Genomic DNA, 22,891 nt, shown 5'->3' on the forward strand with positions numbered 1-22,891 from the left:
CGCCGGTCACACCGTCCTAACGTGACCGAAACATTGCCCTTGGCAGAGCCCATCGCTCATCGAAATAGAGGAGGTCGATGCCGTGAGCACGAGACTCTCGCGCCGGCTGGCCACGATCACCGCCGCGCTGCTGGCCACCGGCGTGGCCGCGTCGGGCTGCGCCCGGGAGGGGGCCGCCACGGACAACGCCGCCACCGACGGCGGCGTCGTGCACGTGGCCTGCGGCGCCACCGAGGACTGGTGCGCCGCCACCACCAGGAGGTTCAGCGCGACCACCGGGCTCAAGGCCGACTTCGTGCGGCTGTCCAGCGGCGAGGCGCTCGCCCGCATCAAGGCCGGCAAGGGCAACGCCGAGTTCGACGTCTGGTACGGCGGACCGGCTGACGGCTACTCGGCCGCGAGCGCCGAGGGCCTGCTGGAGCCCTACGTCTCACCGAACGCCGCCGCCATCCCGGCCAAGTACAAGGATCCCTCCGGCGCGTGGACCGGCGTCTACGTCGGCGCGCTGGGCTTCTGCAGCAACGAGAAGGTGCTGGCGGAGAAGGGCGTGCCGGTGCCGCAGTCCTGGGCGGACCTGCTCAACCCGAAGCTCGCCAAGGAGGTCGGCATCGCCCACCCGTCCACGTCCGGCACCGCCTACACGGCGCTGTGGACGCAGGTCCAGCTGGCCGGTGGGGACCAGGCCAGGGCGCTGGAGTTCATGCGCAAGCTGCACCCGAACGTCCTGCAGTACACCAAGTCCGGCTCCGCGCCGGCGCAGATGACCGCCCGGGGCGAGGTGGCCGTGGGCATCATCTTCTCCCACGACTGCGTCGCCACCATCGAGGCCGGCTTCCCGGACCTGAAGGTGACCTTCCCGGCCGAGGGCTCCGGCTACGAGACCGGCGGCGTGGCCCTGGTCAAGGGCGCCAAGAACCCGGTGAGCGGCAAGAAGTTCGTCGACTGGGCGCTGACCACCGAGGCGCAGGAGGTCGGCCCGACCGTGAAGTCGTACCAGTTCCCGACCCACCCGGAGGCGAAGGTGTCCGAGAAGGTGGTGAAGCTCGACGCCATCAAGCTCGTCGACTACGACGCCGTCGCCGCCGGCGAGGCCAAGACTGCCCTGAACAAGCGGTTCGACGCCGAAGTCGCGCAGGCGCCGAAGGCATGACCGTGCTCCTGTCGGACCGGGAACCGGACACCTCGCCGGTGCGGAACAGCACGCCGCGACGCCGCAGGACCGACGCGGGGATCCGGGTGCTGATCGCCGTCAGCGTGCTGCTGGTGGGGATCGGCGCGGTCGTTCCGCTGGTCGCGGTCCTGGCCACCGCCTTCGCCCCGGAGGCGCTGCCGCGCTACGCGGAGTTCTTCACCTCGGACGTCGACCTGGGCATCCTGCGGAACACACTGGTGCTCGGCGCGCTGGTCGGCGCCGGTGGCACGGCGCTGGGCTTCCTGTTCGCCTTCGTCCAGGCCCGCCTGGACGTGCCGGGCAAGAGGATCCTGCACGTGATCGCGATGGTGCCGGTGGTGAGCCCGCCGTTCGCGGTGGCGACGGCGACCGTCGTGCTGTACGGCCGGCGCGGCGTCATCAGCCACGGCATCTTCGGGCTGGAGTACGACATCTACGGCCTCGACGGGCTCGTGTTCGTGCTCTCCCTGTCGCTGTTCCCGGTGGCCTACCTGGGGCTGCTCGGCATGCTGCGGGCACTGGACCCGGCGCTGGAGGAGGCGGCCATGAACATGGGCGCCGGCCGCTGGCGGATCCTGCGTACGGTGATCCTGCCGCTGCTGGCGCCGGGGCTGGTGGCGCCGTTCCTGCTGTTGTTCGTCGAGGCGATCGCCGACCTGGCCAACCCGCTGGTCCTCGGGGGCGACTACACGGTGCTGGCCAGCCGGGCCTACCTGTCGGTCACCGGCGAGTACGACCTGACCAGCGCCTCGGTGTACTGCGTCATCCTGCTGGTGCCGTCGGTCGCGATGTACTTCGCCCAGCGGTGGTGGCTCAGCCGTAAGGTCCGCACCACCATCACCGGTCGCCCGTCGGGCAGCGTGCACCTGATCCGTGGCTGGAGCCGCTGGCCGGTGTACGCGCTGGCGCTGTTCGTGGCCGCGGTGATCGTCAGCGTCTACGGCACCGTGCTCGTCGGCTCGATGACCAGGGTGTTCGGCGTCGACAACACGTTCACGCTGGAATACCTGCGGGAGGTGGTGGCCGGCGTCGGCGTGGAGGCGGTGCTCGACACCCTCACCTTCGCCGCCATCGCCACCCCGATCGCCGGCATCGTCGGGCTGGTGGTGGCGTGGCTGGTGGTCCGGCACCTGCGCCGCACGGCGTGGCTGCTGGACCTGGGCGGCACGCTGGGCGTCGCGGTGCCGGGCACCGTCCTCGGCATCGGGTTCGTGCTGGCGTACCGGCCGGAGCGGTACCTCGGCGACCTGAAGGTGTTCCCCAGCCTGGTGGGTGGCAGCGCGGTGGCCGCGGGCGCCCTCGCCATCGTGCTGGCGTACGTGGTCCGCAGCGTGCCGGCCGGTCAGCGCACCGCGGTCGGGGCGCTGAGCCAACTGCACCCGTACATCGAGGAGGCGTCCACGGACCTGGGCGCGTCCCCGTTGCAGACGTTCCGTCGGGTGACCCTGCCGCTGATCCGGCCGGCGCTGTTGACGGGGCTGAGCTACAGCTTCGCCCGCAGCATGACCTCGGTGTCGACCATCGTGCTGCTGGTCACCCCGGAAACCAAGATCATCACCTCGCAGGTGCTGAGCGCCGCCAGCACCGGCCGCTACGGTGTGGCGTTCGCCTACTGCACCGTGCTGACCGCGATCGTCCTGGCCGGCTTCGGCCTGATCCGCCTCGTCGTCGGCGGAGGCGCCGCGCTGCAACGTACGGCCACCTCGGAAAGGCAGAAGAAATGACCGTCACGTCCATCGGGGGGCCGCTCGTCGAGCCGGCCGGCGCACCGCTGCCGGAGTCCACCGCCGGCCGGCTGGAGTTGCAGGAGCTGACCAAGCGGTTCCACAGCCGCACCGGCACCGTGGTCGCGGTCGACCAGGTGAGCCTGGACATCGCGCCGGGGGAGTTCATCACCCTGCTCGGCCCGTCCGGCTGCGGCAAGACGACCACGCTGCGCATGGTGGCCGGCTTCGAGGAGGTCTCCAGCGGCGTCATCCGCCTCGACGGCGGGGACATCGAGCGGGTGCCCGCCCAGCGGCGACCGATGGCCATGGTGTTCCAGAGCTACGCGCTGTTCCCGCACCTGAACGTGGCGCAGAACATCGCGTACGGGCTGCGTCTGCAACGCCGCAGGAAGGAGGAGATCGCCAACGCGATGCGGATGGCCGTCACGAGCATGAACCTCGTCGGCCTGGAGGACCGCAGCCCGCACGAGCTCTCCGGCGGGCAGCAGCAACGGGTCGCGCTGGCCCGCGCGCTGGTGCTCCAGCCCAAGGTGCTGCTCTTCGACGAGCCGCTGTCCAACCTCGACGCCAAGCTGCGCAACTCGATGCGGGCCGAGATCCGGCGGATCCAGCGGATGTTCGGCATCACCGCGCTCTACGTCACGCACGACCAGGACGAGGCGATGAGCATGTCGGACCGGATCGTGGTGATGAACAAGGGCCGGGTGGAGCAGGTCGCCACGCCCGGTGAGATCTACGCCCGACCGGCAAGCGTCTTCGTGGCCGACTTCATCGGGCAGGCCAACTTCATCGAGGCGGTACCCGAACGCGTCGAGGGCTCGGTGGCGACGGTGACGGTACTCGGCCGGCAGCTCACCGTGCGGGCGCACCCGAAGGTCGCCTCGGGTGGCACCGACGCGTACCTGATGGTGCGGCCCGAGACGATCCGGCTGAGCCCGGTGACCGACGGCGGCACCGGCCTCGGCGCGGTGCTGCGCTCGACGTTCCACGGGCCGAGCATCGACTACGAGGTCGAGACGACCGGTGGCACCATCACCGTGACCGAGCAGGGGGTGGACCCGCGCGACGCCGTGCCGGAGGGCGCCGCCGTCGACGTCACGTTCGATCCCGACCGGGCGTACCTGCTGACCCGGGACTGACCCGCGCGGGGCCCGGCCGCCCCGGGCCGCGCGGATCCCGGTCGGCCGCTGCGCGTCGGTCCGGTTCCCACCCCGGTCAGCGCGAGAGCGCCACGGCGATCGCCGGTCCGAACGCGACACTGAGCAGGTAGGCGAGGTTGAACAGCCCCAGGGCTTCGGCCTCGTGCGAGGCGGGCACGACGCCGGCCGCTCGCAGGGCGAGCACGCCCTGGCCGGTCGAGGCGGCCAGGGAGCCGAGCGCCATCGCCGCCAGCAGCAGCGGTACGACGGTGGTGGCCGCCGCCAGCAGCGGCGCGGCGGCGCCGGCGGCGAGCAGCGCGCCGGCCACCACCCGGTGCGGCGCCCGCGCGGACGCCGCGACCAGGAACGCCGAGCCGAAGCCGCCGAGCAGGTACGGCGCCAGCAGCCAGACCCCGCTGCGGGCGCCGTCCCATCCCGCGTGCTCCCGCAGCAGGTCCGGCGCGGTGTAGAGCAGGCCGAAGTTCAACACGCCCAGCGCGAAGGCCAGCGCGGAGGCCGCGAGGAACCGGCCGTTGCGGGCCACCGCGGCGGGCAGGAAACCGTCGGGGCGCGCCCTCGTCCGGACCGCGAGCACCAGCAGCAGCGCGACCGTGGCCGGGCCGGCCACCAGCGGCCGGTGCGGAGCGAGGACCGCCGCGGTGACCAGCAGGGCGAGCAGCGCCATCCCGAGCGGATCGAACGGCGCCGTCGCCGCTTCCCGCGGTGACTCGCCGCGCCGCGCCGCGGGCACGGCGAGCACCGCCAGCAGCGGCAACGCCAGCACCGCCTGCCAGGAGAGAGCGTCGGCCACCAGCGCGCCGGTCAGCGGGCCGGTGGAGCCGACGACCGCCAGCGACGCGGTCACCACCCCCATCCGCCGAGCCGAGTCGGCCAGTTTCATCGCCGTCACGGTGAGCCCGGCGGACCCCAGGGCCTGCACCCCCGCGCCGACCACCAGCACCGGCACGCTCGGACTCAGCACGAGCAGGACCGTCCCCGCCACCACCAGCGCGGTCGCGACGGTCAGGGCCGCCCGGACGCCGCGGCGGGCCAGCAGCGCCGCCAACAGGGGCGTGCCCAACGCGATTCCCCAGCCGAAGGCCGTCACGGCGGAGGCCGCCGTCCGTTCCCCGGCGCCCATCGCCCGTGCCACGTCGTCGAGGATGAGGGCCGGCCCGGCGATCCCGTACGACAGCGGGCCGGCCAGCAGGGCGAGCCAGGGTGTGGCCACCCGCGCCGGCCCGGGCGGTCCGCTCGGGCGACTGGCCGCGCTGCGCTGTAGGTGATCCATCGCATTCCTCCGTCCGTCGGTTGGATCGAGCCTGCCCAGCGCCCTTACCGCCGACTGACGGTCGCCTGACGTACGCGTCGCGAGCGCCGGAAACCCCACCGCCGCGCAGGGCCGTCGGGGCTGGCGGAGAGGCGTCGGCGTCGACAGCCACCCGGCCCACGCGCGCGGACGGTCGTGGCCGTGGCTCGACCTCCGCGATCCCGCGCCTGACGGCATTGGAAAGCCGACGGTAAGCGGCCAGTAAGCCCGCTCGGCAGGGTTGGTCCCAAGCCCAAGCCGACCAAAGGAGGCAACCATGCAGGCGGACGCCAGGATCGCCGTCATCTACTACTCCGCAACCGGTACCGTGCACCAACTCGCCCAGGCATTCGTCGATGGCGCCACCGACGCCGGCGCGGAGGTCCGCCTGCGCCGGGTGGCGGAGCTGGCACCGGAGCGGGTCATCGATGCCAAGCCCCAGTGGCGGGCCCACCTCGACGCGACCGCCGACATCCCCCTCGCCACCCTGGACGACCTCCGGTGGGCCAACGGCTACGCCTTCGGCACGCCGACCCGGTTCGGCAACGTCTGCTCCCAGCTGCGCCAGTTCCTCGACACCACGACCGCCCCATGGCAGGCGGAGGAACTGGCCGACAAGCCGGCGACCGGCTTCACCGCCACCTACGAGGAACACGGCGGCCAGGAGGCGACCCTGCTCAGCCTCTACCAGACCTTCCACCACTGGGGGTCGATCATCGTGCCGACGGGCTACCTGAACTACGACACCGCCCACGCCGCCGGTGGGAACCCGTACGGCGTCAGCCAGGTGGAGAGCCGCGCCGGCCGGGATCCCGAGTACGTCAAGGCCGTCCTCGAGGCGGCCCGCTTCCAGGGCGCCCGCCTCGCCCGCGTGGCGGCCGCGCTCGCCGCCGCCCGCGCCGACGGTCGGCTCGGGTGACCGCTACGGCTCGGCGCCCCGTCCCGCGCGACCGCTCGCCGTCGGCCGGCGCCGACGGTCGGCTCGGGTGACCGTTACGGCTCGGCGCCCGGTCCCGCGCGACCGCTCGCCGTCGGCCGGCGCCGGCGGATCGACGGCGAGGGCTCCGGCGGGGTGTTCAGCGATCGGGGCGGACGTCCCCGCCGGAGACGCCGTGGCGCTGACGAGGCTCGCCGTGGCGGGCGCGTGCGACCGCCACGGCGCCGGCGACCGCGAGGACCGTGAGCGACGCGACGCCCAGCCACGCCCAGCCCCGGTCCGCCCCGACCAGCGCCCGCACCGTGCCGGGCGTCGTGGGGCTCGGCACGAGCAGGGCCGGCCCGGAGTCTCGTAGCGGCCCGACCGAGATCAGCACACCCCAACACCACGTGAGCCCTGCGAGACCGGCCCAGGCCAGCCAGCCCGCACGAGGCGACCACCGCCACCGCGCGCCCACCACGACACCGATCAGCGCCCAGCCCACGCACGTGACCAGGCCGCCGACGGCCGCCGCCAGGACGCGACCGTCGGTGAGCGTGGCGAGGTCGAGGAACGGCTCGTACGCCGCGTTCGCCCGCAGCGTCAGCACGGCCGACGGCGCGACGACGAGAGTCCCGGCGAGACCGGCCGACAACACCACCGAAACGGCACGGCGCGAGGCCACCGCCGTCTGGTGGTGGGCCGCGAGGGCAGCGCCGATCGGTACGGCGGCCAGTTGGACGCCGTAGTGTCCGGCCGTGTAGAGATTGGCCAACGCGGGCAGCACGTGGCGGTCGGCCTCCGGGCTGTGCGCCGCGGCCTGCAGGTCGAACATCGCGTTCTGCGCCCACAGCACGTCGAACCACCCGCCGACGAGCAGGACCGCACCGAGCGCCGCGGCGAGCATCAATCGCACAGCGCACCTTAACGATCCGAGGTTCCGGGCGGCAACGCCGCCGAAATCCGGCGGCGCGTCGTCGTCGCGACGTGATCCGGCTACCGCTGGCGTCCGAGCCTACGCCGGGATCGCCTACCGTTTCCCGGCCGCGTCATGGGCGGCCATTGTCTCCTGCCGGTCGGGTTCCTCGCGCAGGATGGCGCAGTGCAGCCACGCGTCCGGGATGGCGAACCCGTCCACGAGCGTCCGCATGTGCGGGCGCAGCTCCTTGAGCAGGCCGTTCACCACGGCCGTGATCGCCTTGGCGCGGGCCGGCGTGAGACGACCGTGCTGCAGGAACCACCCCTTGTCGGCCTCGATGACGCTGAGCGCGTACAGGTCGCAGACCCGGTCGAGCAGCGCCCGGACCGCCGGGTCCGCGACGTCCTCGATGCCGGCGACGAACGCCTCCAGGGTGACCCGGTCGACGTGCGCGGCGGCGACGCTGAGGACGTGGTCCTGGACGTCGTTGAAGATGTCGAACGGGCGGTCCTTCTTCGTGGCCGCGCCGTTGCGCAGGCGCCGGACCGCGCCGTCGAGCAGGTGCCTCTCGCGGTCCTCGAAGACCTTGAGCTGCCAGCCCCGGTCGGTGACGGCGACCTCCTCGTCGCGGCCGGGCACGGCGCCGATCAGCCGCTCGATGAGCGACCGGGCGGCGGTACGCTCCAGCACCATCTCGCGGACCTGTTCGGCGACGAAGGAGGCGCGTCCCCAGCCGTCCAACGAGCCGAACTCGTCCCGGTAGCCGGTGAGCAGGCCCTTGGCCACCAGCTGAAGCAGCACCGTGTTGTCGCCTTCGAAGGTGGTGAAGACGTCGGTGTCGGCCTTGAGGCTGGGCAGCCGGTTCTCGGACAGGTAGCCGGCGCCGCCGCACGCCTCCCGGCACATCTGGATGGTGCGGGTCGCGTGCCAGGTCTGCGCGGCCTTGAGGCCGGCCGCCCGGGACTCCAGCTCCCGTTGCCGGTGCTCGTCGACCGGCCCGTCGCCGCCCTGCACCTCGTCGAGCGCGACGACCAGCTGGGTCTGGGCGAAGTGCAGCGCGTACGTGGTGGCCAGCGCCGGCAGCAGCTTGCGCTGGTGGGCCAGGTAGTCGTTGAGCAGCACCTCCCGGTCCGCGTCGGGCGTGCCGAACTGGCGGCGGATGTCGCCGTAGCGCACCGCGATGGTCAGCGCCGACTTGGTGGCCGCCGACGCCGCGCCGCCCACGCTCACCCGGCCGCGAACCAGGGTGCCGAGCATCGTGAAGAAGCGCCGGGAGTCGTTCTCGATCGGGCTGGAGTACGTCCCGTCCTCCGCGACCTGGCCGTACCGGTCCAGCAGCATGTCCCGCGGCACCCGGACGTGGTCGAAGCTGAGTCGCCCGTTGTCGACGCCGAGCAGGCCCGCCTTGGCTCCGGCGTCGCCGATGGTCACGCCGGGCATGGGGTTGCCCTGCGCGTCGCGGATCGGGACCAGCCACGCGTGTACGCCGTGGCGCTCGCCGTTGGTGACCAGCTGCGCGAAGACCACCGCCATCCGACCGTCCCGGGCCGCGTTGCCGATGTAGTCCTTGCGGGCCGCCTCGTGCGGGGTGTGCAGGTCGAAGGTCTGCGTCCGGGGGTCGTACGTGCAGGTGGTGCGCAGCTGCTGGACGTCGGAGCCGTGCCCGGTCTCGGTCATCGCGAAGCAGCCGAAGATGTCGCCCGAGATGATGTCCCGCAGGTAGGCGTCGTGGTGCCGCCGGGTGCCGAGGGCGGCGACCGCGCCGCCGAACAGGCCCCACTGCACGCCCGCCTTGACCATCAGCGACAGGTCGACCTGGGCGAGCATCTCGGTGGCGACGATCGAGCCGCCGACGTCGGCGTTGCCGCCGTACTCGGTGGGGAAGGCCGACGCGATGCCCAGCTCGACGGGGAGCTCGTGGAGCAGCCGGGTGATCCGCTCCCGTGCCTGGTCACCGGTCTCGCCGTACACCGGGAGGAAGCGCTCGTCGAGGTGGTCGCGGTGCGCGTTGCGCACCTTGGCCCACGGGCCGTCGAGCGTTTCCTGCAGGCGGGCGAGGTCGATGCGGCCAGTCACGTCAGCGGGCATGGTCACCCCTTGAATAGCGGACATATACGCACAGTCTGTACCCGATCAAGGGTACCGGCCGTTACCGGGATCCGCTGCGGGACCGCAGTGAGACGGGACACCCCCGCCACGCGCGTCATGCCCTCGGGGGCGCCCGGGGCCCACCCAGGAAGCTGAGCTCCCCGGCGGGCCGACGCGGCGTCGCCGGGCGGCGGCGGCAGGATCGTGCGCCCCTGCCGCCGCGCTCGCCGTCCGGGCCGGGGGAGCGGGCGGGCCGCTGTCGACCGCTCAGAGGGTGGTTTCGCCGTTGAGGCCGAAGTAGTCGTGCCATTTGGTGGCGGGGTTGAAGGTGGTGCCGGTGGAGAGTCCTACGTAGACGTCGTTGGTGGTGCCTTTGGTGAAGACGATGATGTCGTCTTTGTTGTCGCCGTTGGCGTCGGCGAGGTAGGGGAATTCGCCGGGGAGGCAGAAGTAGTCGTTCCATTTGATGGTGGTGCCGGTGAAGGTGGTGCCGGTGGAGGTGGCGGCGTAGACGTCGGCGTTGGTGTCGCAGGTGAAGGTGACGATGTCGTCGCGTCCGTCGCCGTTGATGTCGCCGACGCGGGGTTGTTCGTTGCCGACGGCGAAGAGGTCGTGCCATTTCTGGGGTGGGCCGAAGGTGGTGCCGGTGGAGAGGGCGATGATGACGTCGGCGGCGGTGTTGGGGCCTTGGGTGAAGGTGATGATGTCGTCGCGTCCGTCGCCGTTGACGTCGCCGAGGGCGGGGTGTTCGCCGGGGATGGAGAAGTATTCGTGCCATTTGGCGGCGGTGCCGGTGAAGGATGTTCCGGTGGAGAGGGCGACGTAGACGTCGGCGTTGGTGTCGTGGGTGAAGGTGATGATGTCGTCTTTGCCGTCGCCGTTGACGTCGCCGACTGCGGCGACTTCGTTGTGGGGGGCGAACCAGTCGTGCCATTTGGTGGCGGGGTTGAAGGTGGTGCCGGTGGAGGTGGCGACGTAGACGTCGGCGAGGGTGCCGTGGGTGAAGGTGATGATGTCGTCGCGGTTGTCGCCGTTGAAGTCTCCGGTGAGGAGTGTTTCGCCGTTGAGGCCGAAGAAGTCGTTCCATTTGGTGGAGGTGCCGGCGAAGGTGCTGCCGGTGGAGGTGGCGACGTAGACGTCGTTGAGGGTGCCTCGGGTGAAGGCGACGATGTCGTCGCGGCCGTCGCCGGTGAAGTCCGTCGGCGAACCCGCCAGATACCGGTCGACCCCCGGCCCCGTGCCGCAGTTGTCGCTGACCAGATACTTCTGGTGGTACTGGCCCGGGTACGGGGCGAGCGACGCTCCGTTGATCGTGATCGTCTGCCCGACACCGTTGTAGAGCTGCTCGTAGTGGATGTGCGCTCCGGACGAGTTGCCGGTGCTGCCCGTGGTGCCGATCTGCTGGCCCTGCTGCACGTACGCCCCGTCGGGCACGGAGTAGGAGCTGAGGTGGAAGTAGTAGGTGGTCCAGCCGCCGCCGTGATCGACGACGACGTAGTTGCCGGCGCCGCTGGGCTGCGAGTACCGGCGCGCGACACCGGCCGCGGAGGCGAGCTGCGGGGTGCCGGCGGTGGCTCCTCCGTCGGCCCGTACGAAGTCCAGGGCCAGGCGGACCTCGGCGCTGTGGTGGCCGTACGTCCACCGCTGCCCGCACGGGAACGGGGCCTTGAAGTTCGGCGCGGCGAGCGCGGGGGACGGTGTCGCCACCGCGCCGACCAGGACGCCCACCGCCAGGGTGAGCAGGGCGACCAGGACGCGACGCGCCCCGGTCCTCGGATGCCGTGGCATGGGGTGACTCCCGTCGGGATGGGCTCGGATGGAGCGGGACGCCGTCGACGTGCCGGGCCGCCCGTGGGGAAGGACGGCCGAGCCGCGATGACGCGGCGGCGACGACGCGCCGCCGGGCCGCGACGGAAGTCTGCGGTGGCGGCGCGTCGTCGAACAGTGGTCAGCCGGCGCGGCGCAGGCGCGCGAGCATCCCGTTGAGGTCGTCGACGAAGACGTTCTGCCGGAAGACGTGGCCGCCGGGCTCCTCCCGCCCCTCGTGCGGGATGCCGGCCCGCGCCAGGGCCGCCCGGAACTCCCGCTGACCGGCGAGCACCTGCTCCTCGTTGATCCGGTCCCAGAAGTTGACCGGTTCCGGCGAGGTGCCGGCGACCAGGAAGACGCGCTTGTGCCGGTAGCTCTCGATGCGCTGGATCGGGTTGTCCGCGCTGACCCGGGCCTCGTCCCACAGCGGCGCGCCGTAGACGGTGCCGCCGCCGAGGTCCATGGCGGCGGAGGTCGCGTTGGCCCAGTGCACCACGAGACCGAAGTCCCGGCGCAGGCTGGCCGGGCCGGAGTGGGCGCTGACCGAGCAGAAGTGCCCGTAGTACTTGGCGGTGTACTTGAGGGCGCCGAACCCGCCCATCGAGAAGCCGGCCACGGCGCGGCCGTCGTACTCGGCGAACGTGCGGAAGTTCGAGTCGATCCACGGCAGCAGCTGCGCCATGTGGAACGTCTCCCAGTTGCGGGGACCGGTGTTGCTGCTGACCGGGTTGGAGTACCACCCGGTGGAGGCGTCCGGCATGACGACGATGAGTTCCCGGCCGGCGGTCAGGTTGATGATGTTGTGGTGCAGGTGGAACTCCCGGAAGTCCGATCCGCCGCCGTGCAGCAGGTACAGCACCGGGTAGCGCTTGCCGCTGGTGTGGTAGCCGTCGGGGAGCAGGACGTTGACCGCCGGGTCCCACTCGATGGCGTCGGTGACGAACCGGTAGTACTGGAGCCGGCCGTAGTTCTCGTGCCGGAGGATGCGCAGGCCGTGGCCGTCGCCGGCGGCGGCAGCCGGCCCCTGGGCGGCGAGGGCGCCGCCGAGCGCGCCGGCGGCGGCGACGCCCGCGGCGCCGGTCAGTAGCCGTCGGCGGCTGACGGCCTGACGGACGGCAGGGATGTTGTCCATGGTTCCTCCATCGGGGGTGGACCGCGCCGACGGGACCACGAGGGCGGCGCGGAGCTTGCTTCCGGCTACGCGGGACGTCTTCAGAGGGTGGTTTCGCCGTTGAGGCCGAAGTAGTCGTGCCATTTGGTGGCGGGGTTGAAGGTGGTGCCGGTGGAGAGTCCTACGTAGACGTCGTTGGTGGTGCCTTTGGTGAAGACGATGATGTCGTCTTTGTTGTCGCCGTTGGCGTCGGCGAGGTAGGGGAATTCGCCGGGGAGGCAGAAGTAGTCGTTCCATTTGATGGTGGTGCCGGTGAAGGTGGTGCCGGTGGAGGTGGCGGCGTAGACGTCGGCGTTGGTGTCGCAGGTGAAGGTGACGATGTCGTCGCGTCCGTCGCCGTTGATGTCGCCGACGCGGGGTTGTTCGTTGCCGACGGCGAAGAGGTCGTGCCATTTCTGGGGTGGGCCGAAGGTGGTGCCGGTGGAGAGGGCGATGATGACGTCGGCGGCGGTGTTGGGGCCTTGGGTGAAGGTGATGATGTCGTCGCGTCCGTCGCCGTTGACGTCGCCGAGGGCGGGGTGTTCGCCGGGGATGGAGAAGTATTCGTGCCATTTGGCGGCGGTGCCGGTGAAGGATGTTCCGGTGGAGAGGGCGACGTAGACGTCGGCGTTGGTGTCGTGGGTGAAGGTGATGATGTCGTCTTTGCCGTCGCCGTTGACGTCGCCGACTGCGGCGACTTCGTTGTGGGGGGCGAACCAGTCGTGCCATTTGGTGGCGGGGTTGAAGGTGGTGCCGGTGGAGGTGGCGACGTAGACGTCGGCGAGGGTGCCGTGGGTGAAGGTGATGATGTCGTCGCGGTTGTCGCCGTTGAAGTCTCCGGTGAGGAGTGTTTCGCCGTTGAGGCCGAAGAAGTCGTTCCATTTGGTGGAGGTGCCGGCGAAGGTGCTGCCGGTGGAGGTGGCGACGTAGACGTCGTTGAGGGTGCCTCGGGTGAAGGCGACGATGTCGTCGCGGCCGTCGCCGGTGAAGTCCGTCGGCGAACCCGCCAGGTAGCGACCACCGGATCCGCCACCGGCGTTGACCAGGGAGACGTAGTAGTTCCAGTTCCAGTGGGGGCCGGGATCCGTGTGGTCGTTGCCCGGCATCTCGTGGTGACCCTTGATGGCGGTACGGTTCTTCGGCAGGCCGTACTTGTCGCACAGGTAGCGGGTCAGCGCCGCCGACGAGCGGTACATGCTCTCGGTGAACCAGCTTGGGTTGTCGACGTAGCCCTCGTGCTCGATGCCCACGGAGTACGGGTTGGCCGAGCGCGCGTGGTAGGCCGTGTCGCCCTCACGCACCATCTGGGTGATCTCGCCGTTGCTCGACTTCACCACGTAGTGCGCGCTCACCTGCGCCGACGGGTTCTGGAACCAGCTGATCGTGCCGGCGTACGAGCCCTGGGTAACGTGCACCACCACGGTCGTGATCCGCGAGGAGCGGCCCGCCGCGTAGTTGGCGCCGTGCGCGGCGATCCACCGGGCCGGCGCGTACTCCGGCACCGCGGCGAGGGCGCCGGGTGCCGCCGCCCCGGCGGGGGCGACACGGGCGTACCGGCCGAGCTCCGGTCGCACCGGCCGGGGCGCCACCCGGACGGCGGCGGTGATGCCGGCGCGGAGCAGGTCGTAGACGTGGTCGGCGTACAGGCGTGCAGTGGCGTCGTCGGCGGCGTTCGCGTACCGCGCGACCACCGGGTACCAGGCCGAGACGCGGTCCCGGTCCGCGGCCGTGAGCCGCTCGGCGTCGGCGATGTCCCGCAGCAGGGCCGCGCCGCCCCTGATGTTGGCCGAGGTCACCGCCTTGAGGGCCGCCACCGGCTGCCCGGTCAGCTCGGCGGCCCGTTCCAGGCTGCGCTGGCGCGGGTTGCTGACCAGGTGCATGACGCCGTAGCCGTTGGCCTGACTGGGCCGCCCCCCGTGCCCGTCCAGCCGGGTCTCGCCGTAGCCGACGGCGACCAGCAGGTCCCTGGGTACGTCGAACTCGCCGGCCGCCCGGGCGAAGGCCGCGTCGAGCGGGTCGGCCGGGCGGGCGGGCGCGGCGGCGGCTGGCGCGACGGGGCCCAGGAGCGCCGCCGCGAGGATGGCGGCGGCACCCGCGCGCCAGGGGAGTCTGCCGGGTCTCATGATTGTCTCCCGTCCGCGGGTCACAGGGTGGTCTCGCCGTTGAGGCCGAAGTAGTCGTGCCACTTGGCGCCGGCGCCGAAGGCGGTGCCGGTGGAGAGTCCTACGTAGACGTCGTTGGTGGCGCCCTTGGTGAACACGACGATGTCGTCCCTGCCGTCGCCGTTGACGTCGCCCAGGGCGGGATACTCGCCGGTGATCGAGAAGTACTCGTGCCACTTCACCTCCGTCCCGACGAACGAGGACCCGGTGGAGAGCGCCACATAGACGTCGCCGGCCGCGTTGTGGGTGAAGGCGACGATGTCGGCGCGTCCGTCGCCGTTGACGTCGCCGACCGCGCCGATCTCCGCGCCGGGGGCGAACCAGTCGTGCCACTTCTGGCCGCCGCCGAAGCCGGTGCCGTTCGACAGGGCCACGTAGACGTCGCCGGTGTTGCTGTGCGCGAAGGTGACTATGTCGTCCCTGCCGTCTCCGTCGACGTCACCGGTCGAGGCCGTCTCGCCGCCGATGGAGAAGAAGTCGTTCCACTTCACGGAGGTCCCGGCGAAGCCGGCGCCCGTGGAGGTGGCGACGTAGACGTCGGCGAGGGCGTTCTGGGTGAAGGTGAGGACGTCGTCGCGGCCGTCGCCGCTGACGTCGGTGGCGGACCCGCCGGCGATGGCGTGGGTCCGCGCCGCCTCGTTGAGCAGGGTCCGGGCCTTGGCCGCGACCTGGTCGTACCGGTCGGGGAAGCCGGAGCGCTGCACGCACTGGGCGACCTGGCCGGCGGTGTAGCGGGGGTTGTTCCGGTCGCAGACGATCGCGCGGGTGACGTACTGCGTGGTGGCGTGGACCGGGTCCATGATCTGCTCCGGCGTTCCCCAGCCGTAGTCCCAGCGCTGCTGGAACACCCCGAGCGAGGACTTGTCGCCGCACGGCAGGTTGTTCATGTGCGACTCGACCCAGCCGGCCTCGAACGCGGAGAGCATGACCTTGTCGTTGACGTCGTGGGCGCGGGCGACCCGGTAGACGATCACGGTGATCGCGGGATCGTGGTTGGCGGGGATGGCGGAACAGGCCAGCGTGCCGATCGGAGGCTCGGCCCGCGCCGGTGCGGTCGCCGCGACCGACGCCAGGGCGGTGCAGAGGCCGATCAGGAGGGCGAGGGGAGTGCGTCTCACGATGCTCCTCTGGGGGTGTCGGTGGGTGCGGCGGGCGGTCCGGCGGCCGTCGGGGCGTCGGCGCGTGGGCCCACGCGGCTGGCGGTGGTCGCGGCGCCACGAGAGGCGGCAGGGTGCGACGTCTCCGGCTGAGAAATCGATTGCCGAGGAGTATCGCCATGGCCATCACGGCTGTCAATGAGTGCTGGAATCTTCCTTCGGCAACTGAGCGGCGCCGGTAAAGTATTGACATCTCGCGATGCCCCCAGTTAACTGCCGAGCAATCGATTTCCCGCGGCTCGACGGTCCTCCCGGAGGGACAGCCATGAAGCCCCACGCACGCCGCTGGTCGGCCCTCGCCGCGGTGATGGTGATCATGATCCCCGCGACGGCGGCGCACGCCGACGGGCCCGCCCCGACCCCGCGCGGCACGGCGGCGCTCGCGGTCACCGCAGACAAGGGCCCGGTCGGCTGGGACGTCTACCGCCGGCTCGACCGGCTGCCCGAGCTGGCCGCCGGCAGCCGCACCCGGCAGTTCTCCAGCTTCGCCCGGGACGGCTCCAACGACGACGGCTTCGTCGGCACGTACTCGTGCCTGCGTCAGTCGGGCGGCTGCGTCATCGCCGAGGACCGCGGGCCCGGCGAGGTGCAGTCGATCTGGTTCACCCGCGACGACGGTGACGTCAGCGCCACCGGCTGGATCCGGATCGAGCTCGACGGCGTCACCGTGGTCGACACCGGCCTCCAGCGCCTCGTCGACGGCGGCCTCGGCAGCCCGTTCGTGTTCCCGCTGGTCACCAACGCCGACCAGACCTCCGGCGGGGTGACCGTCAAGGTGCCGATGCCCTACCGCGAGTCCATGCGGATCACCACCCAGTTCAACCCGCTCTTCCACCACGTCACGTACCGCACGTTCGCCGACGCGGTCGGGGTGTCCCGCTTCGACCCCGCCGACCCCGCCGCCGACGTGGTCGACAGGCTGCGCGCCGCCGGCCTGCGCGACCCGAAGCCCGCCCAGCCCGGCGCGAGCACCGCCACCGCCCGGGTCGACGTCCCGGCGGGCGGGCGGGCGACACTCGCCACCCGCACCGGCCCCGCCGCCGTCACGGCGCTGCGGCTGCGGCTGCCCGACGCCGCCGCCACCGCGTCGACACTGGCGGGGCTGCGGCTGCGGATCACCTTCGACGGGCGCACCACGGTCGACAGCCCGGTGGGCGAGTTCTTCGGCGCGGGCCTCGGCGAACGCTCCGTGCGCTCGCTGATGTTCGCCATGGACGCCGCGCCGGGCGGCTGGTACAGCGCCTGGTGGCCGATGCCGTTCCGCTCCACCGCCACCGTCGCGGTCACCAACACCACCGGCGCGGCCGTCAACGGCGTCCAGGCCGAGGTGACCACCGCGCCGGGCGCCGCCTGGACCGGCGCGCTCGCCCCCGACGGCGCCGCCGGCTACTTCACCACCCAGTCCCGGCGCGCCCAGACGGTGGGCGGCAGCGACTGGATCGTCGCCGACCAGGCCGGGCGGGGCCGCTTCGTCGGCGTGTCCCAGACCGCCCGGGGGCACATCACCGGCGGCAACACCCGCAACTACCTGGAGGGCGACGAGCGCGTCCACGTCGACGGCTCGCCCACGCCGCAGATCCACGGCACCGGCACGGAGGACTTCTACGAGTCCGGGTGGTACTTCAACCGTGGCGAGTACAGCGGCGCCTTCACCGGCAACACCGCCCACCTGTTCCGCTCCGGCGGCTGCGTCGACGAGTGCGACGCCACGTACCGGCTGATGATCGGCGACGCGGTGCCCTACGCGACGGCGCTGCGCTTCGGCATCGAGCACGGCCCCGCCAACGACATGCCCGCCGACTACGCCTCGACCGCCTTCCTCTACACCCAGCCGACCGTCGCCCTGCGCCGCACCGACACGGTGGTCACCGGCGACGCCGCCAGCCGCGCCGCGCACGCGTACACCGACTCCGGGACGCAGTACCCGCTGACCGCCGCGTACGAGGGCGACGACGACAACGTCCCCGTCGCCGGCCAGGTCCGGGCCAGCGCCGGCACCGCCAGCTTCCGGCTCGCCGTCGACCCCGCCAACCATGGCGTACGGCTGCGCCGCCACGGCGACCAGGCCGCCGCGTACCAGCAGGTCGCCGTGTCGGTCGACGGCAGGTCGGCCGGGGTGTGGCTGCAACCGCTGGGCAACGACCGGCAGCGCTGGTCGGCCGACGAGTTCGTCCTGCCGGCCGCGCTGACCGCCGGCCGGTCGAGCGTCACCGTCACCCTGACCCCGGTGGCCGGCGCCCCGGCGTGGACGGCGGCCCGCTACGACGCCGACAGCATGGTCACCCCCTTCGTCGACGCCACCGCGCCCGGCGCGGTCACCGGCCTGCGCCTGAACACCGGCCGGGTGCACGCCGTCGGCCTGTCCTGGGCGGCGTCGCCCGACGACGTGGGAGTCGCCGGCTACCGGGTCTACGCCTCGCGCAACCCCGGCGTCGCGATCACCCCGGCCAACCTGGTCGGCACGACCCGCGCGACCGCCTTCCGGCACGGTCCGCTGCCGGCCTGGCAGACCCGCCACTACCGGGTCGTCGCCGTCGACGGCGCCGGCAACACCTCCGCGCCCTCGGCCGAGGTGTCGGCGACCACCCGTACGCGCAACACCAGCGACGCCAACGGCGACCGCCGCGACGACGCCGTCGCCTTCACCCGGGGCGCCACCGCCGACGTGACCACCTCCCTGTCGGACGGCGCCAGGTTCGTGCCCGACGGGCGGACCTGGAACGACTTCTTCGCCGTCGGCGAGGAGGTCCCGCTGACCGGCGACGTCAACGGCGACGGGCGGGCCGACATCATCACCTTCACCCGGGGCGACAGCGCCGACGTCTACGTCGGGCTCTCCACCGGCACGGCCTACGCGCCCGGGGTCAAGTGGCACGACTTCTTCGCCACCGGCACGGAGATCCCCGCGGTCGGCGACGTCGACGGCGACGGGCGGGCCGACATCATCACCTTCACCCGGGGCGCCGCCGCCGACGTGTACGTGGCGCTGTCCACCGGCAGCGGCTTCGGCCCGGGCGTCAAGTGGCACGACCACTTCGCCCTCGGCGACGAGCTGCCGGCGGTCGGCGACGTCGACGGCGACGGGCGCGACGACATCGTGACGTTCACCCGCGGCGCCGCCGCCGACGCGTTCGTCTCCCGCTCCGACGGCACCCGGTTCGTCGAGGACGGCTGGAAGTGGCACGACTCCATCGCGCCCGGCGACCACCTGCCGGCGCTCGGCGACGTCGACGGCGACGGCCGCGACGACGTCGTGACATTCACCCGCGGCACCACGGGCGACGTGTTCGTCGCGCTCTCCGACGGCACGCGCTTCGTCGCGCAGGCCGGCAGATGGCACGACTGGTTCGCGGTGGGCGACGAGCTGCCCGGCATCGGCGACTTCAACGGCGACGGAAGGGCGGACCTCGTGACCTACACCAGGGGGACCGGAGCGGACGCGTACGTGGCGCTGTCGACCGGCGGCGGCTTCGGCGCCGGCGTCAAGTGGCACGACCGGTTCGCGCCCGGCACCGACCTGCCCCGCCCGAGCGTGTCGTGATGCGCGCGCCCCGGATGCTCGCGGTGCTCCTGCTCGGCGCCGCACTGCTGACCGCCCCGGCCGCGCCCGCCGCCGCCGCCGACGACGTACGGGTGGAGGCGGAGTCGCTGCCCGTGGCCTCGGCCACCGCACCGGTCGAGGCGCAGGGCAACTGCTGCGGGGTGGCCTGGTCGGCCGACCGTCAGCTCTGGCTGCGGGGCGCCCGGGCGGGGGACTCGGTCACCGTGACGCTGCCGTCGGTGCCGGCCGGGCAGTACGACATCGGCGCCGTGCTCACCCGCGCCGCCGACTACGGCACCCTGCGCTTCGCCGTCGACGGGGTGGCCGTCGGCCAGCTCTTCGACGGGTACGCCCCCGCCGTGCGGCGCGTCGAGGCGGTGCCGCTGGGGTCGGCCTCGCTCACCGTCGGCAGCCACCGGTTGACCGTGACGGTGACCGGCCGGTCCGCGTCCTCGACCGGGTTCTTCGCCGGCCTGGACACGATCGCCCTGCGCCGCGTCGGCCCGCTGGCGTCGGTCACCACCACGGCGTACGAGACGGTCGGCGAGACCCCGGCGCGCGGGCCGCTGACCCGGGTCTTCGACCCGGGCGTGGGCGAGCCGACGGCGTGGTACTACAACGACCACACGATCGTGCGCGACCAGCGGACCGGGCTGTGGCACGCCTTCGCGATCACCCACGCCGAGCCCGGCGCGCCGCAGGACGAGAGGAGCTTCGGTCACGCCACGGCGCCCACGCCCACCGGACCGTGGACGAAGCAGCCGCCGGCGCTGTGGGCCGACCCGGCGGCCGGCGAGCAGTGGATCTGGGCGCCGCACGTCGTCCACGACCGCGGCGTCTACTACCTGTTCTACGCGGCCGGGAGCCCCGACTACGCGAACTACCGGATGCACCTGGCCACCTCGACCGACCTGTTCACCTGGACCCGCAGCCCCGCCAACCCGCTGTTCACCGACGGCTGGGAGGCGCGCGACCCGATGGTGACCCGGGTCGGCGACCGGTGGGTCATGTACTACACGGCGACCTCGAACCCGCAGGGCGGCAACCACGTGGTCGCGTACCGCACCAGCACCGACCTGCGGACGTGGAGCGGCCGGGGCGTGGCGTACGCGTCGCCGCACACCGGTCGGGCCGCCGGGCAGACGGAGTCGCCGTTCGTGCTGCGCCGGGGGGACTGGTGGTATCTCTTCGTCTGCTGCGACGGCACCGACTACGGGGCGGCGTACCGGCGCACCGCCGTCTACCGCAGCCGCGACCCGCTGCGCTTCGAGGCGGCGGAGAAGGTGACCGTGCTGGACGCGCACGCCGCCGAGGTGGTGGTGAACGGCGACACCTGGTACCTCAGCCACGCCGGCTGGGGCCAGGGCGGGCTGTGGCTGGCCCCGCTGACCTGGACCACCGGGGTCGTCGCCCGTGGCTACCAGGTGAGCACCGGTTTCCTGCGCGCCGACGTGCGCACCTGGCCGCACACCCGGATCGCGTCGCTGGCGGTCGACCCGGCCGGGGCGGGGGCGTACCGGCCGGCGCTGGACTCGTCGCACCGGGGGACCGGCCCCTACCTGGCGGTCGGCCGGTTCGACGTCACCGACCGGGCGGGGCCGCCGGCCCGGGTGGACGTCTCCGCCGACGGCTCCCGGCTCAACCTGGTCGGCATGCGGATGGGTGACGAGCCGGTCGTCGCCGACTGGCTGCTCACGGTCGCTCCCCGATGGACCGGCCCGGGTCTGCAGAGCGACGTCACCTGGTGGGTGACCGGCCCGACGACGGCGCCGGTGTGGGAGGTGGCGTTCAACGTCGACGGGGCCCTGCCGTCGGTCGGCGACCCCGCCGTCGCGGCCAGGCCGACCGGCGACGTGCCGGGGATGCCGACGTGGTCGATGACCTCCGGTCCCGGTCTTTCCCTGGTGGCCGCGCACCGCTGGGCGTCGGCCTGGCGGGGCGACAACACCTGGTACGACGCCGGCCACGCGATGGCCGCCTGGCAGCCGCTGTGGCGCAACGGCGGCATGTCGTGGCCGTCGGGGGCGTACCCGGGCGGAACGTGGCGGTTCGCCGCCAGCGCGGCCGCGCGGGACACCGCGTTCGCCGACACCGTGCACGCGGCCGTCAACGCGGTGCCGTAGCCGACCGCGTCCGGTGCGGGCCGGGTGGCGTTCGCGGCGATCGGACCCGCGCTCTTGACGCAACTTCGATGCTGCTCTATGTTTCGCCAGAAATCGATTTCCGACTCCGCGCGGGAGGCCGCATGAGCGACCAGGTGATCGTCGGCATGGCCGGCATCGCCAAGCGCTTCGGCGGCGTCCACGCCCTGCGCGGCGTCGACCTCACCCTGCGGGCCGGCGAGGTGCACGCCCTGCTGGGGGAGAACGGCGCCGGGAAGTCGACCCTGATCAACATCCTCTCCGGCGTCGTCACCGACTACGACGGCGAGATCACGATCGGCGGCCACCCCGTTCGCTTCGCCGGCCCGGCCGCCGCCCAGGCCGCCGGCGTCGCCACCATCCACCAGGAACTCGACCTCGTGCCGGCGCTCTCCGTGGCCGAGAACCTCGTGCTCGGCCGCGAGCCGCGCACCCGGCTGCGGACGCTCGACCGGCGGGCGGCGACCCGCGCCGCCCGCGACTGGCTGGCCCCGCTCGGCGCGCGGATCGACCCGCGCCGGCCCGTCGGCTCGCTGCGCGTCGGCGAGCAGCAGCTCGTCGAGATCGCCAAGGCGCTCTCCCTCGACGCCCGCGTCCTCGTCATGGACGAACCGACCGCCGCGCTCGCCGAGGCCGAGGTGCGCCGGCTCATGTCCACCATCCGCGCGCTGCGCCAGCGCGGCGTGGCCGTCGTCTACATCTCCCACCGGCTCGAGGAGATCGAGCAGATCGCCGACCGGGCCACCGTCCTGCGCAACGGCGAGGTGGCCGGCACGCTGCGACCGGACCGCGCCGACCGGCAGCGGATCATCACCCTGATGGTCGGCCGCCCGGCGGAGACCCTGTTCGGCGAGGGATCCGCCGGCACACCGCGCGCGGCCGGGCCGCCGCTGCTGGAGGTCGACGAGCTCGCCGTACGGCCCCGGGGCGCCCGTCCCGGGCGCTGCGAACCCGCCGGCGTCAGCCTTACCGTCCGCGCCGGGGAGATCGTCGGCCTGGCCGGCCTCATGGGGGCGGGCCGCACCGAGCTGCTGGAGACCCTCTACGGCGCCGGCCCGCCCGGTCGCCGCAGCGGGCGGGTCACGCTCGCCGGCCGCCCGTACGCCCCGCGCGGCCCCCGCGCCGCGCTGCGCGCCGGCGTCGGCTTCGTGCCGGAGGACCGCCGCCGCTCCGCCCTGGTCCTCGAACATCCCGTCGGCCGCAGCATCGTGCTGGCCGCCCTGCGCCGGCTCACCACCGCCGGGTTCGTGCGCAGCGGCCGCGAGCGCGACGCGGTCCGCCGCCAGGTCGCCGCACTGGCGATCAAGACGGCGTCGGCCACCGCCCCGGTCGGCTCCCTCTCCGGCGGCAACCAGCAGAAGGTCGTCTTCGCCCGGCACCTGCTCACCCGCCCCCGACTGCTGCTGCTCGACGAGCCGACCCGGGGAGTCGACGTCGGCGCGAAGGCGGAGATCTACCGGCTGCTGCGCCGGCTCGCCGACGACGGCATGGGCATCCTGCTCGCCTCGTCGGAGCTGCCCGAGCTGACCGGCGTCTGCGACCGGATCGTCGTCCTGCGGCGCGGCCGGGCCGTCGCGGAGCTGCCGGCCCACGGGTGCGGCGGCGAGGACATCCTGACCGCCGCGATGGGCGGCGCGTCCGCCGGAGAGGACGATCGATGAC

14 protein-coding genes are annotated in these 22,891 nt (G+C 72.7%); 7 read left to right on the forward strand and 7 right to left on the reverse strand.

Annotation, left to right across the window (positions count from 1 at the left end; translation table 11 throughout):
* Window positions 1–82: 82 nt before the first annotated feature.
* The 3 genes from ACWENR_RS10790 to ACWENR_RS10800 are packed head-to-tail and all read left to right on the forward strand — an operon-like array spanning window position 83 to window position 4,037.
* On the forward strand, window positions 83–1,150 hold the full coding sequence (locus ACWENR_RS10790; protein WP_452276806.1) for an ABC transporter substrate-binding protein: 1,068 nt from the start codon (window positions 83–85) through the stop codon (window positions 1,148–1,150).
* Window positions 1,147–2,895: an ABC transporter permease gene (locus tag ACWENR_RS10795; RefSeq protein WP_452276807.1), complete on the forward strand. Its 1,749-nt coding sequence runs from the start codon at window positions 1,147–1,149 to the stop codon at window positions 2,893–2,895. Before ACWENR_RS10790 ends, ACWENR_RS10795 begins: the two co-directional genes overlap by 4 nt.
* The gene (locus ACWENR_RS10800; RefSeq protein ID WP_452276808.1) at window positions 2,892–4,037 is read left to right on the forward strand and encodes an ABC transporter ATP-binding protein; all 1,146 of its coding nucleotides are present in this window, start codon (window positions 2,892–2,894) and stop codon (window positions 4,035–4,037) included. Before ACWENR_RS10795 ends, ACWENR_RS10800 begins: the two co-directional genes overlap by 4 nt.
* Window positions 4,038–4,113: 76 nt before the next feature.
* On the opposite strand, the gene ACWENR_RS10805 is transcribed toward ACWENR_RS10800, so the two are convergent.
* Window positions 4,114–5,328 (reverse strand): MFS transporter, encoded by a 1,215-nt coding sequence (locus ACWENR_RS10805; RefSeq protein WP_452276809.1) that lies wholly within the window; start codon window positions 5,326–5,328, stop codon window positions 4,114–4,116.
* A gap of 295 nt (window positions 5,329–5,623) precedes the next feature.
* Here ACWENR_RS10805 and wrbA point away from each other — a divergent pair, with 295 nt between their 5' ends.
* Window positions 5,624–6,265 carry an NAD(P)H:quinone oxidoreductase gene (wrbA, locus tag ACWENR_RS10810; protein WP_452276810.1) on the forward strand — a complete coding sequence of 214 codons (642 nt, stop codon included), beginning with the start codon at window positions 5,624–5,626 and terminating at the stop codon, window positions 6,263–6,265.
* Between the two features lie 157 nt (window positions 6,266–6,422).
* Here wrbA and ACWENR_RS10815 read toward each other — a convergent pair whose 3' ends face one another.
* From ACWENR_RS10815 to ACWENR_RS10840, 6 genes are all read right to left on the reverse strand, one after another.
* Window positions 6,423–7,178, reverse strand: coding sequence for a hypothetical protein (locus ACWENR_RS10815; RefSeq protein WP_452276811.1), 756 nt, complete (start codon window positions 7,176–7,178; stop codon window positions 6,423–6,425).
* A 114-nt stretch (window positions 7,179–7,292) separates the two neighbouring features.
* Window positions 7,293–9,269: an acyl-CoA dehydrogenase family protein gene (locus ACWENR_RS10820; RefSeq protein ID WP_452276812.1), complete on the reverse strand. Its 1,977-nt coding sequence runs from the start codon at window positions 9,267–9,269 to the stop codon at window positions 7,293–7,295.
* Between the two features lie 267 nt (window positions 9,270–9,536).
* The gene (locus ACWENR_RS10825; protein WP_452276813.1) at window positions 9,537–11,057 is read right to left on the reverse strand and encodes an FG-GAP-like repeat-containing protein; all 1,521 of its coding nucleotides are present in this window, start codon (window positions 11,055–11,057) and stop codon (window positions 9,537–9,539) included.
* A gap of 160 nt (window positions 11,058–11,217) precedes the next feature.
* Window positions 11,218–12,210: an alpha/beta hydrolase gene (locus ACWENR_RS10830; RefSeq protein WP_452276814.1), complete on the reverse strand. Its 993-nt coding sequence runs from the start codon at window positions 12,208–12,210 to the stop codon at window positions 11,218–11,220.
* A gap of 80 nt (window positions 12,211–12,290) precedes the next feature.
* Window positions 12,291–14,351 carry an N-acetylmuramoyl-L-alanine amidase gene (locus ACWENR_RS10835; RefSeq protein WP_452276815.1) on the reverse strand — a complete coding sequence of 687 codons (2,061 nt, stop codon included), beginning with the start codon at window positions 14,349–14,351 and terminating at the stop codon, window positions 12,291–12,293.
* Between the two features lie 20 nt (window positions 14,352–14,371).
* Window positions 14,372–15,508: an FG-GAP repeat domain-containing protein gene (locus ACWENR_RS10840; RefSeq protein WP_452276816.1), complete on the reverse strand. Its 1,137-nt coding sequence runs from the start codon at window positions 15,506–15,508 to the stop codon at window positions 14,372–14,374.
* Window positions 15,509–15,812: 304 nt separating this feature from the next.
* Here ACWENR_RS10840 and ACWENR_RS10845 point away from each other — a divergent pair, with 304 nt between their 5' ends.
* The 3 genes from ACWENR_RS10845 to ACWENR_RS10855 all read left to right on the forward strand — a co-directional run bounded on the left by ACWENR_RS10845 (window position 15,813) and on the right by ACWENR_RS10855 (window position 22,890).
* The gene (locus ACWENR_RS10845) at window positions 15,813–19,088 is read left to right on the forward strand and encodes a DUF2961 domain-containing protein (RefSeq protein WP_452276817.1); all 3,276 of its coding nucleotides are present in this window, start codon (window positions 15,813–15,815) and stop codon (window positions 19,086–19,088) included.
* Entirely contained in the window at window positions 19,088–21,211 is a 2,124-nt protein-coding gene (locus ACWENR_RS10850; RefSeq protein ID WP_452276818.1) for a family 43 glycosylhydrolase, read from the forward strand. The genes ACWENR_RS10845 and ACWENR_RS10850 overlap by 1 nt, the downstream gene beginning before the upstream one ends.
* A 122-nt stretch (window positions 21,212–21,333) precedes the next feature.
* On the forward strand, window positions 21,334–22,890 hold the full coding sequence (locus ACWENR_RS10855) for a sugar ABC transporter ATP-binding protein (protein WP_452276819.1): 1,557 nt from the start codon (window positions 21,334–21,336) through the stop codon (window positions 22,888–22,890).
* Window position 22,891: the final 1 nt, after the last annotated feature.

The organism is Micromonospora sp. NPDC004336 (genome assembly GCF_053602615.1).